Raw genomic sequence first — 12572 nt, 5'->3', positions numbered from 1 at the left:
GGCCGCGCCGCGATCAGCGCCAACGGGTCAGTGACCGCAGCAACGCCTCGGGCGCCCCCGCGAAGTCGTGGTGTCCGCCGTCCACGGCCTGGAAGTCGACGGCGTGCGAGTACCGACGCCATCCCTGCAGGAGGTCGAGGCTCACGTCCGGGTCGTCCCGCCAGTGCAGCACGGTGATGGAGCAGCGCACGGCGACCGGTTCCGCCCGCCGGTAGGCACGTGCCGCGGCGTGATCGCGGAGCAGCACGGACAGCCCCATGTCGATCATGTCCGGCCGGGGGTCGATCCCCCGGCCCCGGACGAACGCCTCCACCTCGGCGCGCAGTTCGGACTCCGTCATGGTGAGCATCCGGTCGTGGGAGGCGTCGTGCGGGGCCGGTTGTCCCGACACGAAGAGGTGCCGCGGCCCGGGCAGCCCGAGTTCGTCGAGGCGCACGACGGTCTCGAACGCGGGCAGCGCGCCCGCGCAGTGCCCGAAGAACGCGAACGGCCGGTCGAGGAACGGCTTCAGGGTGTCGGCCAGCTCCGCGGCGAGGTTCTCGTAGGTGCCGTAGTGGGGATGGCCCAGCCGGTTCTCGCGACCGGGGAACTGCACCGGACAGACCTCGGTGTCGTCGATCGCGGCGGGCCATGCGCTGAAGGCCGAGGCCCCGGCCCCGGAGAAGGGGAAGCAGAAGATCCGGGCGGCGTGCTCCGTGGACGGCTGCCGGACGAACCACGGCGACACGGCGGCGACGGGGCCGGTTGTCATGACGTCCTTCGTTTCTGGGCGACGACGGGGAGGTGGGTCATACCGGCGATGAAGTACGACCGCAGGTGCTGCGGTGCCCCGGCGAGGTCGATCGGTCCGAACCGCCCGAGCAGTTCCTCGAAGAAGACGCACAGGGTGAGCCTGGCCAGCGGCGCCCCGATGCAGAAATGCGGCCCGAACCCGAACGCGACCTGGCGTTTCGCGCTGCCGCGCGCGATATCGAACTCGTGCGGATCGGGGAACTGGGACTCGTCCCGGTTGGCCGACCCGATCCACGCGACGACCGCCCCGCCGGCCGGGACCGTGCCCCCGGCGACGGCGGTGTCGTGCACCGCGTACCGCATGAAGTTGCAGGCGGCCGACGTCCAGCGCAGCCCTTCCTCGACCAGGTTGGGGACCAGTGACGGATCGGACCGTGCCTTGTCGAACTGCTCGGGCCGCTCGACCAGGGCGTGCACCGTGCCGGAGACGGTGTGCGGCGTCGTGACGTTGGCGCCCAGGAGGATGCTGTACCCGTCGAGGGCGATCTCCTCGTCGGTCAGCGGCGCGTCTCCCGCGCGTACGCTCATGAGGTGGTCGAGCAGGCTCCCGTCCTCTTCCCCGCTCGCCCGCCGCCTCCTGACCCACTCGGTGACGTAGGTGACGAGCTCGTGGTGGGAGATGGCCAGTGTCGCGGCCTCGCTGCCGTGCTGGAAGTTCGGGTCGGACGGGGCGGTCACCATCGCGGTCAGCTGCACGAGTTCGTCCCAGTCCCGTTCCGGGATCCCCAGCAGCGGGCCGGTGACGAGCGCGGGCAGCCGCAGCGCCTGCTCGGCCAGGTCCCAGACTCCGCCGTCCAGGGCGGGTTCGAGGAAGCGGACGATCGTCTGCCGGATCCGGTCCTCCCAGGGGGCGACCGCCCGGGCGGTGAGCCTGGTACCGATCGCCCGGCGGACCTGGGTGTGCCGCGGCGGGTCGGTGGACGTCATCAGTCTGCCGGCGGCGACGTCGTCGGTCCCGAGGTGGGTGACCACCGTGCCGCGCTCGGAGGTGAACTCCCGGTGGTCCCCGAGCACGCGACACACGTCGGCGTAGCGCGTCACCGACCAGAACTCCCTGCCGTCCGGCAGGACCTGGTGGTGCAGGGGTGCCTTCGCCCGCATCACGGTCCAGATCGCGTGCGGGTCGCCGAAGGTGTAGAGGTCCAGGTCGAACAGGTCGACGCGCCCGAGGTCGACGTCGGTCCCCGGGTCCGGGGTCAACCTCACGGCTGCTCCCTTCCCTGAGCGATCAGCTCGGCGACCCGGGCGGGGGTCTGCGCGAGGTAGAAGGCGCGCACGGACAGTGCGACGCCGTAGTCCTGGAGCACCCGGTCGATGATCCGGATCCCGATCAGTGAATTTCCGCCGAGCGCGAAGAAGTCGTCGTCCGCCCCGACCTCGCAACCGCCGAGGAACTCCCCCCACAGCTCGGAGACCTCCTGCACGAGCGGGATCTGCGGCCCCAATTCCATTGCCTGCCTTTCGTTCTCCAGCGAACGGGTACGCACGCCGAAGCCTTTGTACGGCGGTGTCATGGTTGATGAACCGGAAAGCGTCCGCGCGATCGGGAACAAGTGGAATCCGGAGCTCGACCGGGAATTCCGCGCAGTTCCGCTCGGAGTGCTCCACGGGGTCGGACCCTACCCCACGGATCCGGAGCCCGAAACCCGGTGCAAGGCGGGCAAGTGAGGGCGTCCCACAGCAGCGGATGTCCCGCCGACAGGACAACAATGCGCTCTTCCGACGCTGCCGAAACCCGATCGCCGGCACCGTCCTGAACCCGTCTCCGCGGCCCGTTCGGGCGTGCGCGTCAGTCGGCATCGCATTCTCAGGACAAGACCCGCATTGCCGTTGCCAGCACACCACCGAAGAATTACGGTGACGATCCGGACGAACGCTCAGCAGGTTCCGGGCGTGTCAAACAACCACGCATTGAAGGGGATCTCGTTGCTCAAGTCGCAACGGCTCGCCGTGCTGCCCATCGACTCCTACGACCTGGCCTCCGAGTTGTCCATCGTCGACCGCCACGAATACGGCGGCGAATACGACGCGCTCACCTTCGGGTCATGGAAGTGCCATGTGCTGGCCAATGGCAGCGGCGCCGCATCGGACATAGCCTTCCGCCCCCATGACGCCCGTCTGACCCCGACCGAACTGGGCAGACAACTGCCGAACATCATGTCCCTGGTGACGGAGCACTTTTCCCTTGACCGGTTGCAATGGGTGCGCATCTTCAGCCTCCGTGACGGGCTCATGGCTCCGCACGTGGACTTCCTCGAATGGGCGAAGGCAGGCACCCGGCTGCAGATTCCGCTGCGCACCAGCGAGGAATCGCTGCACTCCGAGGACGACATCGTCTACCACCTCCGTCGCGGCGAGGTGTGGAAGATACACACGACGGCCCCGCATTCCGCGTCCAGTTCCTCCCGGACCGCCAGGCTCTCCCTCTGCCTCGACTTCTCGGACTCCGAGGAACCCGTCGCCGTCCGCGGCGACATTCCGGCGGCCGAGCCGATCCGCGTCATCGAACGGCCCGAAGCGACGCAGGCGGAGCTCGAAGAACTCATCGCCTCCGGCCAGGAGATGACCCCGGCCACCATGCGCTCGGGATTTCGCCGATTCGCCGCGCTGCACTTCGAGCGGCGCGCGCATGCCGTCGAGACGTTCGACTGGTACGAGGAGGCCGCACGGCGTACCGGAGACGCCGGCGTGGTGGCGAAGGCCGAGGCGTTCCGCAGGTACTGCGTCGAGAAGCGGGCCGACGGAGAGGCTTTCGACTGGTGAGCGGCACGGGCCGGCCTGGGTACTGCGGTCCGCGGGCCGGCCGTGGAGACGCCCTGTTCGGGACATCGAGTCGAGGAGGAACATGGACGACAGGATCGTCGAAGGACTACAGCCGGTACTGCCGGAGCTCAGCGGTCTGCTGCCGAACCTGAGCGGCATGGACATCACGAGCCTGCTGACCGACTACGCACGCATGGCGAAATTCGTGTCGGTCGTCGACGCCGCCCGCTTCATGGAGGAGCACTTCGCGTCGGCGCAGAACCTCGGCGACCGCGAGAGCCTTCTGCGGCATGCATGCTTCTCGCTCATGCTGGACGGCGACGTGCTCGAGTTCGGCGTCATGGGCGGGCAGACCCTGGCCATCCTCTGCGACGAGTTCAGCGATCGGACGGTGCACGGGTTCGACTCGTTCAGGGGGCTCCCCGAGGACTGGACCCACGACAGTCCGAGCGGCACCTACAGCACGGCGGGGAAGGTGCCGGCCCGTCTTCCGTCCAACGCGAAGCTGCACGTCGGCCTCTTCGAGGACACGCTGCCGACCTACCTGGCCGGCACCGACGAGCCGGTCGCGCTCGTGCACATCGACTCGGACCTGTACTCCAGCGCGCGCACGGTGCTGTTCGGGCTCGCCCCACGGCTGCGGCCGGGGTCGGTGATCGTCTTCGACGAGTTCCTCGGCTACCCCGGCTGGCGCCGGCACGAGTACCGGGCCTTCACCGAGTTCGTCAACGCGTTCGGAGTCGAGTTCCGCTACTTCTCCTTCGCATCGAGCTATCTGTCCGTCGCCGTGCAACTGGACTCCGCGCCCAAGGTCGGATAGCGGGCCGTCACGAGAAGGTGCCCCTGCCGCGCAGGGGCACCTTCTCGTGCTGTGTCCACGAGGGCGGGCACACCCGGCGCCAGGCGGCCCCACCGACGGCACCACCTGGCGCCACTTGGCACCACAAGGTGCCATGTCGCACCCGACCAGGCGACACGGTGCGTCCGACGCCTCCTACAATCGGGTTCCTGTCTCCACGTTTACGCAGTTCAGAGGGGCTCCAAGGCCACCGACTCCACGCCGGCACCATTCGGTCTTGCCTGTGGCGCCACAATGGTGCCATCATGGCGTCATGGACCTCACTCCGTATGTCGACACACTGCGGCGCGAACTCGCGGTGGCCGCCGATGCCGGCGGGGAAGAAGCCCGCGAGCTGGCCGAGCGCCTCACCGCTCCGTTGGAGTCGGCGACCCGCCTGACCCTCCTCAACGTGCTCTCCGCGGCGATGGACGAGATCACCCGTGAACTCGCCCCCGGCTCGGTCGACGTACGGCTGCGCGGCCTGGACCCCGATTTCGTGGTGACCCCGCCCCCCGTCGACACCCCCCCAGAACCCGCCTCGCCCGCCGAGCCACCGGCACCCGCACCGGCTCCCGCGGACGGTGACGAGGGTGGCACCGCCCGCGTCAACCTGCGACTGCCGGCCTCCCTCAAGACGCGCGCCGAGGAGGCCGCGAGCCGCGAGGGGTTGTCCGTCAACGCATGGCTCGTGCGAGCCGTGTCAGCCGCGGTCGACGGTGGAACCCAGCCGCCCGTCGCACAGCGCACCCGCACCGTCGGCCAGAGCTTCACGGGCTGGGTGCGCTAGACGCAACCGGCCCACCCGTACCGCACAGCACTTCGCCCACCGCGTCCCGCCCGCGGAGACGCCCCACGGACCCATGAGGACGGTACAGCCATGCCTTCTTTCGACACTTCGGAACCGATTTCGGTCACCGCCTACGTGTACGCCGGCTCCATCCAGTTCACCACGGGCGACCGCACCGACACCGCGATCGAGGTCCGGCCCCGCGACCAGAAGCGGGACCTCGACACACGAGCGGCCGACCAGACCGAGGTGGCCTTCGCGAGCGGCGTCCTGACCGTCACCACGCCCAAGGCCAACGTGCTCGGGCGCGGCGGCAGCGTCGACATCACGGTGGAACTGCCCACAGGCTCCAACATCGACGTCACCGGCGCCGGCACCACCGTGATCGGCGAGGGCCGGCTCGGTGAGGTCGTGGTCAAGACCGAGGCAGGCGACGTCCGCCTCGACACCACCGGCCCGCTGCAGCTGAAGGCACAGCACGGCTCGACCACCGTGGACCGGGTCGACGGCCCGGCCGAGATCACCAGCAGCACCGGCAACGTGCGCGTCAGCCTCGTCGACGGCCCCGCCGTCCTGAAGAACTCGCACGGGACCACGACGGTCGGCACCGTGACCGGCGAACTGCGCGTCAACAGCGCCAACGGCAGCGTCGACATCGGACGCGCGGAGGCGTCGATCACCGGCACCACCACCAACGGAGTCGTCCGCATCGCCGAAGTCGCGCGCGGGAGCGTCCAGTTGGACACCTCCAACGGCAATGTCGAGATCGGCATCCGCAAGGGCACCGCCGCCTGGCTCGACGTCAGGACCACCAAGGGGCAGGTACGCAACACGCTCGACGCATCCGAGACTCCCGAGGAGAGCGAGGAGACCGTCTCGGTGCGGGTACGGACCACCTGGGGCAACATCGACATCCGCCGCGCCAAGTCCTGATCTTCCTCGTCAGCACCACCGGCTTCACCGCTTCAGACTCCCCCATCCGCCTCCAGCCTTCGCACAGGAGGATCCATGTCTACTTCTGCCGTGCCCGTTCCCAGGCAGGGTGAAGATCCACTCCAGCCTGCCGCCATCTCGGCCGTCGGCCTGCGCAAGTCGTTCGGCGACAAGACCGTCCTCGACGGCATCGACCTGCGCGTCCCGGCCGGGAGCGTGTTCGCACTGCTCGGACCCAACGGCTCCGGCAAGACCACCACCGTCAACATCCTCTCCACCCTCATCTCCGCCGACGGGGGGCAGGCCCAGGTCGGGGGCCACGACATCGCGGCCGACGCCCATGCCGTGCGCGGGGCGATCGGGGTCACCGGCCAGTTCTCCGCCGTGGACGGGCTGATCACCGGCGAGGAGAACATGCTCCTCATGGCCGACCTGCACCATTTCTCCAAGAGCGAGGGACGGCAGGTCAGTGCCGAATTACTGGAACGGTTCGACCTCACCGAGGCCGCGAAGAAGCCCGCCTCCACCTACTCCGGCGGCATGAAGCGCCGCCTCGACATCGCCATGACCCTGGTCGGCCGCCCGCGGATCATCTTCCTCGACGAGCCGACCACCGGACTCGACCCGCGCTCCCGCCACACCATGTGGCAGATCATCCGCGAGCTGGTCTCCGGCGGCACCACCGTCTTCCTCACCACCCAGTACCTGGAGGAGGCCGACCAGCTCGCCGACCGCATCGCGGTGCTCCACGACGGCAAGATCGCCGCCGAGGGTACCGCCGGCGAGCTCAAGCGCCTCGTCCCCGGCGGTCACGTACGGCTCCGCTTCAACGACCCGGTCGCGTACCGCAACGCGGTCTCCGCGCTGAAGGAGGCCTCCCCCGACGACGAGTCGCTGACCCTGCAGATCCCGAGCGGAGGCAGCCAGCGCGAGCTGCGCGCCATCCTCGACTGGCTGGACGCCTCGGCCGTCGTGGCGGACGAGCTGACCGTGCACACCCCCGACCTCGACGACGTCTTCTTCGCCCTCACCGGCGGCATCAGCATGCTCGGCCAGTCCAAGGAGAACACCCGATGAGCGCCCCGGCCACCGCCCGCCCGTCCCAGCTCTCCCTCGCCGTGCGCGACTCCTCCACCATGCTGCGGCGCAACCTCCTGCACGCCCGCCGCTACCCCTCCCTCACCCTGAACCTCCTGCTCACCCCGATCATGCTGTTGCTGCTCTTCGTGTACATCTTCGGCGACACCATGAGCGCGGGCATCAGCGGCGGCGGTCCGGACCGTTCCGTGTACATCGCGTACATCGTTCCGGGGCTCCTGCTGATGACCATCGGCTCCACCACCATCGGCACCGCCGTCTCCGTGGCCACCGACATGACCGAGGGCATCATCGCCCGCTTCCGCACCATGGCGATCCACCGCGGCTCCATCCTCATCGGGCACGTGATCGGCAGCGTGCTGCAGTCGATCCTGAGCGTGGTCCTCGTGGGCGCCGTGGGCGTGGCCATCGGATTCCGCTCCACCGACGCCACCGTCCTCGAGTGGCTGGCGGCGTTCGGCCTGCTCGCCCTGGTCGCGCTCGCGTTCACCTGGATCGCGGTCGGTATGGGCCTGAGCAGTCCCAACGCCGAGGCCGCCAGCAACAGCGCGATGCCGCTGATCGTGCTGCCTCTCATCTCCAGCGCGTTCGTCCCCCTCGATGCCATGCCTGGCTGGTTCCGGCCGATCGCCGAGTACCAGCCGTTCACGCCGGCCATCGAGACCCTGCGCGGCCTGCTCCTGGGCACGGCCATCGGACACAACTGGTGGATCGCCATCGCCTGGTGCCTTGCGCTCACCGTCCTCGGCTACTACTGGTCCAAGTCACTGTTCAACCGCGACCCGAAGTAGGCGGCGAGCGGGCCTCCTCCCGCAGCTCGGCCCTTCCCTCCCGGGGGCGGCGTACACCGGCATCACGGTGTACGCCGCCCCCGGGCGCATGCGTGATCACACGTCTCGGTCCCGGAGTTCGAGGGTGCAGCACTTGACGCTGCCGCCGGCCTTGAGCAGCTCGGTCAGGTCGGCGCCGATGGGGTGGTAGCCCCGTTCGCGCAGCCGCGCGGCCAGGCGGCCGGCCGCGCGGGGAAGAACGACGTTACGGCCGTCGGACAGCGCGTTGAGCCCGAACACGGCGGCATCGGCCTCCTCGGCGAGGATCGCGTCCGGGAACCGGTCGGCGAGCGCCGTCCGGCTCTGCGCGGAGAACGCACCGGGGTAATACATGATGTCGCCGTTCCCCAGCACCGCCAGTGCGGTGTCGAGGTGGTAGAACCGGGGATCGACGAGGGTCAGACCGAGCACGGGGCACCCGAAGAACTCCCGCACCTCGTCGTGGGCCCGCGACTCCGAACGGAAGCCGGTGCCGGCCAGAATCTCCCCGCCGGTGAAGAGGAAGTCGCCCTCGCCCTCGTTGACGTACTCCGCCTGTCGGACCGAGGACCAGCCGGCGAGGCGGAACCACTCCAGATAGGCGGCGGACTCGTGCCTGCGCTGGGGGTGCCGGAACCTGGCGACGAGCGCCTTGCCGCCCACGGTGATCGCGCCGTTCGCGGCGAAGACCATGTCGGGCAGGGCCGGTACGGGCTCGATCAGGCGGACGTCGTGGCCCAGCCCCACGATGGTGTCGAACAGCCCCTTCCACTGGGCCAGTCCGGCCTGCATGGATGTCGGGCGGTCCGGGTCCATCCACGGATTGATCGAGTAGGTGACGTCGAAGTACAGCGGGCGGCACATGAGATATCGCCGGAGCACGGCTTGCTCCCCTCACCGGGTCGGATGTCCATAATTTGAGAACCGATTTCGGAGTGGCACCGCCGGACGTCGCACAACCGGGACTGTCCCGTCAGCGGGACAGGGCGGAATGATCGCCAAGAAGCCGCCCTGGTGTCGGCGGAAATCGACGGGCGCATAGAGTCGGCAGCAACGGTGTCACGTCACGTATGCTCATCTCTGTCTTCCACCGGACCACCGCGCCGTAAACAGGGCCGAATCAAGGCGGCACTTCTCCGATGGACCCGGATATGCCGACGGCAGGCCCACGATTGACACTCCCCTGCGCGCCGGGCAGAGTATTGAACTGCCGAGAAAACGCGGAAATAGCCCAGGGCTTGACGTCGTGGGCGGTCGGCGGCCGGCTCCTCCGAATCGCGGTTCGGCGTGAGCGTCGCTTCCGGAGACAGACGAGCCACTGGAATCGTGTCCATCGTCAGACCTGCCGCGTCGACACCCGGGTTCGGCCATCTCCCCACATGTGAAGCCGAATTCCAGGGGCCGGCAGACGATTAGCCGTGGCGGCTCCACCAACTCGTTCCGCACGGCAAGCACCTGGCAGACCTGAGAAGGAGCCGACGCATGAACACACTTGGCGATGGCGTTCTGGAGAGGGCCGCGGCTGAATACGCCGAACAGGGTTTCTCCATCATCCGCAACGTCGTGCCACCGGATCTCCTGGACGAGGCGCGCGCCCACGTCGACTGGCTCACCCGTAAGTACCCGGAGCTGCGGCCCGAACACTTCCATCATCCCCTGATCCGCAACGACGCCTTCTGGGCACGTCTGGTGTCGGAACCCCGGCTGGTGGACATCGCGGAGTTCTTCCTCGGTCCCGACGTGGCGTGCTTCACCGCCCACTACATCTGCAAGCCCCCGTACGACGGACAGCCCGTACTGTGGCACCAGGACGGCGCTTACTGGACGCTGAGCCCGATGGAAGCGCTCACCGTGTGGCTCGCCGTCGACGAGAGCACCGCGGCGAACGGCTGCCTGCGCATGATCCCGGGAAGTCACGAACTGCCCCTGCACAAACCGTCGGTGCGCACCGACGAACCCAACATGCTGTTCTCCTCCTCCGACGAGACCCTGGCGCGGGAGTGGGCGGAGAAGCGCGGTGTCGTGGACATCGAACTACAGCCGGGCGACGTCTCGATCCACCATCCGCAGCTGCTGCACTGCTCGGAGGCGAACACCTCCGCCAAGCGACGCTGTGGTCTCGACATCGGCTACATCGCGACGACGACGCGGATCCACAGTGAGGGCATCTACCTCGACCCGCTGCTCGTGCGCGGCTCGGACGCCGACGGCCGCAACAGCTACCGTCCGTTCCCCGCCTGGCAGGAGGGCGAGACGGTTCCCTTCGCCGGGCAGGAGGCGTGGAGCGACAAGGTGGCCGTGCTCAACGCGGCGCTGCCGCCGCGTTCCCGTGAGCTTCCCGAGGAGAGCCCGATCGACTCGACCCGGCACATGATCGACCGGCTGCGTGACGGCACCGTGAAACGCTGATCGCGACCCCAGCCGTCGGAACCACACACATGCGGGCGCCCCCGAACACGTCGTGTTCGGGGGCGCCCGCATGTACTCGCAGGGCCGGCCCTCACAGGCGCACGGGGAACGCGGAGAACAGCCGAGCCCCGCCGGGAATGATCTCGCGGTACCGCAACTCGCTTCTCTTGACGGCGAGTTCGAGAGTCTCCCGCTGGAGGAACAGGTGGTCGAGAGCCACCTCGCCCTCCAGCTCGGCGAGCGCTGCGCCGATACAGCGGTGCGGTCCCGAGCCGAAGGCGAGGTGCCCCTCACCGCGCTTCAGCACCCGCTCGACCTGGCACCGGCCGGGCTCGGCGAAGACCCGGGGATCGTAGTTGACCGACTGGAGCGAGCCCGTCACGGCATCGCCCTTGCAGATCGGGACGCCGGCCAGCTCCATGTCCTCGGACGCATACCGCGGTCCGGCGCTCGGGATCGGGTTCGCGATCCGCATCAGCTCGTCGATGGCGTGCGGCAGGGCCTCCGGCCTGGCACGCAGCAGAGCCAGCTGGTCCGGGTTCTCCAGGAGCGTGAGCACCGCGTTCGGAATGAAGTGGGCCGTCGAGTGGTATCCGCCGTTCACCAGCACGCCCACCATCGAGATGATCTCGTCCTCGTTGAGACGACCGCCGTCCACGTCCGTCGTCTGCACCAGGGTGGAGATCATGTCGTCCGCGGGCTCGGCCCGACGGCGCGCGATGAGTTTCCGGGTGTATTCGAAGAGGCCCTTGGCGCTGGTGGTGAAGTCCGCGTCGATGTTGGCGTATTCGTCCATCCACTGCCGTATCTGCGGCTGGTCGTCCCTGTCGATGCCGACGAGCTCGCAGATGACAGCACCGGTCAAGGGGGTGGCGTACTCCTTGAGAAGGTCACCGGATCCCCGCTCGGCGAACGCCTCGACGAGTTGGGTGGAGATCTCCTCGATGCGGGGCCGCAGCGCCTTGATACGCCGGACGCTGAACGCGGGGGCCACGAGCCGGCGCAGCCGGGCGTGCTCCTTCCCGTCCTGGAGCATCAGGTTGGACGTGAAATAGCGCAGCAGCTCCGCCGGGACGTCGAGGGACGTGAGCGCCTGGTCCGCGATGCTGGGACCCTGGTGACCCGGCACATTGCTGATATTGGTGACGAGCCGCGGGTCACTCCAGGCGGCCTTGAACTCCTCGCTGCGCGTGATCAGCCAGACGGGCGGCCCGCCGGGAAATCCGACGGGGACGAGTGGAGCCATCTCGCGCAGCCGCGCGAAGGCGCCGATGGGATCGTCCTCGAATTCAGGATCCAGCAGGCTCACAACCGGATCAGCCATAATCGTCGTCTCCTTGACGTCTGTGACGAACACAGTCTTCTCTTCGGCCGGTGTCCTCTCGGCGCACTATCGATCGCGGGAGGATTCCACCGCTATCAGGTCCAGCACCTCCCGGGCGTGATCGACCAGATACATGTGATCGCCCGGGATCTCCGCACCGGTGAATTCGCCCGTGGTCGCCTTACGCCACTCCTGCGCCTGGTCCGCGCTGACCAGGCCGTCGAAAGTTCCCCGAATGGAGCAGATCGGCACCGACACCGGTTCATCGGTGCTCGGAACGTAGTTCTCGTGCATTTCGCAGTCGGCTTGCAGCACCGGCAGAATCAGTTCACGCATCTCCGGGTGGTCGAGGGCCTCGTGTCGGAACCCCGCGAACTCCTCGACCCGGGCGAGGAACTCGTCGTCCGGAAGTCCCGTCGCCCTGCGCTCCCGCTGTGTCCACGGTCCCGGCGAACCGCTGACCACCAGCCGTTCGACGGGAACACCGCGGTTGCCGAGCAGATGGACCAGTTCGTAGGCGAGCACGGCGCCCAGGCTGTGCCCGAACAGCACGGCCCGCGTCCCCTCGCCGAGCTCCGCCATGAGGTCGTCGACCGACTTCTCGGCCGCCTCGACGACGTTCCGGTACGGCGTCTGCAGAATCAGCCGTTCCCTGCCGGGCAGTTCGACCGGGACCACGCGCCACCGTCCGGCGGACAGCGCCCGCCAGGGGTGGAAGAACGAGGGTCCCGCTCCCGCGAACGGCACGCACACCAGCGCGGTCCGGTCCCGGTCGTCCCCGGCGGTGCCGGTTTCAGTCACCTCGGCCAACCCCGC

The 12572-nt window shown here is 68.6% G+C and carries 13 protein-coding genes; 7 read left to right on the top strand and 6 right to left on the bottom strand.

The window, feature by feature from the left end; translation table 11 throughout:
- Nucleotides 1-13: 13 nt before the first annotated feature.
- Genes AB0D74_RS19200 through AB0D74_RS19190 form a run of 3 tightly spaced genes read right to left on the bottom strand, consistent with a single transcriptional unit; the run spans nt 14 to nt 2279 of the window.
- Nucleotides 14-751: a thioesterase domain-containing protein gene (locus AB0D74_RS19200; protein ID WP_362587751.1), complete on the bottom strand. Its 738-nt coding sequence runs from the start codon at nt 749-751 to the stop codon at nt 14-16.
- Nucleotides 748-1998: a cytochrome P450 gene (locus AB0D74_RS19195; RefSeq protein WP_362587748.1), complete on the bottom strand. Its 1251-nt coding sequence runs from the start codon at nt 1996-1998 to the stop codon at nt 748-750. The genes AB0D74_RS19200 and AB0D74_RS19195 overlap by 4 nt, the downstream gene beginning before the upstream one ends.
- On the bottom strand, nt 1995-2279 hold the full coding sequence (locus tag AB0D74_RS19190) for a phosphopantetheine-binding protein (RefSeq protein ID WP_362587745.1): 285 nt from the start codon (nt 2277-2279) through the stop codon (nt 1995-1997). The genes AB0D74_RS19195 and AB0D74_RS19190 overlap by 4 nt, the downstream gene beginning before the upstream one ends.
- 370 nt (nt 2280-2649) lie before the next feature.
- On the opposite strand from AB0D74_RS19190, the gene AB0D74_RS19185 reads away from it, so the two are divergent.
- The 6 genes from AB0D74_RS19185 to AB0D74_RS19160 all read left to right on the top strand — a co-directional run bounded on the left by AB0D74_RS19185 (nt 2650) and on the right by AB0D74_RS19160 (nt 8005).
- Nucleotides 2650-3555 (top strand): putative nonproteinogenic amino acid hydroxylase, encoded by a 906-nt coding sequence (locus AB0D74_RS19185; RefSeq protein ID WP_362587742.1) that lies wholly within the window; start codon nt 2650-2652, stop codon nt 3553-3555.
- An 82-nt stretch (nt 3556-3637) separates the two neighbouring features.
- Nucleotides 3638-4375 carry a class I SAM-dependent methyltransferase gene (locus AB0D74_RS19180; protein WP_362587739.1) on the top strand — a complete coding sequence of 246 codons (738 nt, stop codon included), beginning with the start codon at nt 3638-3640 and terminating at the stop codon, nt 4373-4375.
- A gap of 292 nt (nt 4376-4667) precedes the next feature.
- Nucleotides 4668-5183 carry a hypothetical protein gene (locus tag AB0D74_RS19175; RefSeq protein ID WP_362587736.1) on the top strand — a complete coding sequence of 172 codons (516 nt, stop codon included), beginning with the start codon at nt 4668-4670 and terminating at the stop codon, nt 5181-5183.
- A 90-nt stretch (nt 5184-5273) separates the two neighbouring features.
- A complete protein-coding gene (locus AB0D74_RS19170; protein WP_362587732.1) occupies nt 5274-6116 on the top strand; it encodes a DUF4097 family beta strand repeat-containing protein in 843 nt (280 codons plus the stop codon).
- 75 nt (nt 6117-6191) lie between these two features.
- Nucleotides 6192-7193: an ATP-binding cassette domain-containing protein gene (locus AB0D74_RS19165; RefSeq protein WP_362587729.1), complete on the top strand. Its 1002-nt coding sequence runs from the start codon at nt 6192-6194 to the stop codon at nt 7191-7193.
- Nucleotides 7190-8005, top strand: coding sequence for an ABC transporter permease (locus AB0D74_RS19160; protein WP_362587726.1), 816 nt, complete (start codon nt 7190-7192; stop codon nt 8003-8005). The genes AB0D74_RS19165 and AB0D74_RS19160 overlap by 4 nt, the downstream gene beginning before the upstream one ends.
- A gap of 96 nt (nt 8006-8101) precedes the next feature.
- Here AB0D74_RS19160 and ddaH read toward each other — a convergent pair whose 3' ends face one another.
- Nucleotides 8102-8905: a dimethylargininase gene (gene ddaH, locus AB0D74_RS19155; RefSeq protein ID WP_362587723.1), complete on the bottom strand. Its 804-nt coding sequence runs from the start codon at nt 8903-8905 to the stop codon at nt 8102-8104.
- A 600-nt stretch (nt 8906-9505) separates the two neighbouring features.
- On the opposite strand from ddaH, the gene AB0D74_RS19150 reads away from it, so the two are divergent.
- Nucleotides 9506-10432 (top strand): phytanoyl-CoA dioxygenase family protein, encoded by a 927-nt coding sequence (locus AB0D74_RS19150; protein ID WP_362587720.1) that lies wholly within the window; start codon nt 9506-9508, stop codon nt 10430-10432.
- Between the two features lie 91 nt (nt 10433-10523).
- Here AB0D74_RS19150 and AB0D74_RS19145 read toward each other — a convergent pair whose 3' ends face one another.
- Both AB0D74_RS19145 and AB0D74_RS19140 read right to left on the bottom strand, forming a co-directional pair.
- Nucleotides 10524-11756, bottom strand: coding sequence for a cytochrome P450 (locus AB0D74_RS19145; protein ID WP_362587717.1), 1233 nt, complete (start codon nt 11754-11756; stop codon nt 10524-10526).
- Nucleotides 11757-11822: 66 nt separating this feature from the next.
- On the bottom strand, nt 11823-12557 hold the full coding sequence (locus AB0D74_RS19140) for an alpha/beta fold hydrolase (protein WP_362587714.1): 735 nt from the start codon (nt 12555-12557) through the stop codon (nt 11823-11825).
- Nucleotides 12558-12572: the final 15 nt, after the last annotated feature.

Source organism: Streptomyces sp. NPDC048278, from assembly GCF_040652195.1.
Lineage (GTDB): Bacteria > Actinomycetota > Actinomycetes > Streptomycetales > Streptomycetaceae > Streptomyces.
This window is presented reverse-complemented; position numbering and strand designations above follow the sequence as displayed.

Coding starts and splice junctions, on each gene's coding strand:
- AB0D74_RS19160 (WP_362587726.1), top strand. CDS start 7,190: ATGAGCGCCCCGGCCACCGCCCGCCCGTCCCAGCTCTCCCTCGCCGTG.
- AB0D74_RS19170 (WP_362587732.1), top strand. CDS start 5,274: ATGCCTTCTTTCGACACTTCGGAACCGATTTCGGTCACCGCCTACGTG.
- AB0D74_RS19165 (WP_362587729.1), top strand. CDS start 6,192: ATGTCTACTTCTGCCGTGCCCGTTCCCAGGCAGGGTGAAGATCCACTC.
- AB0D74_RS19175 (WP_362587736.1), top strand. CDS start 4,668: ATGGACCTCACTCCGTATGTCGACACACTGCGGCGCGAACTCGCGGTG.
- AB0D74_RS19200 (WP_362587751.1), bottom strand. CDS start 751: ATGACAACCGGCCCCGTCGCCGCCGTGTCGCCGTGGTTCGTCCGGCAG.
- AB0D74_RS19145 (WP_362587717.1), bottom strand. CDS start 11,756: ATGGCTGATCCGGTTGTGAGCCTGCTGGATCCTGAATTCGAGGACGAT.
- AB0D74_RS19150 (WP_362587720.1), top strand. CDS start 9,506: ATGAACACACTTGGCGATGGCGTTCTGGAGAGGGCCGCGGCTGAATAC.
- AB0D74_RS19180 (WP_362587739.1), top strand. CDS start 3,638: ATGGACGACAGGATCGTCGAAGGACTACAGCCGGTACTGCCGGAGCTC.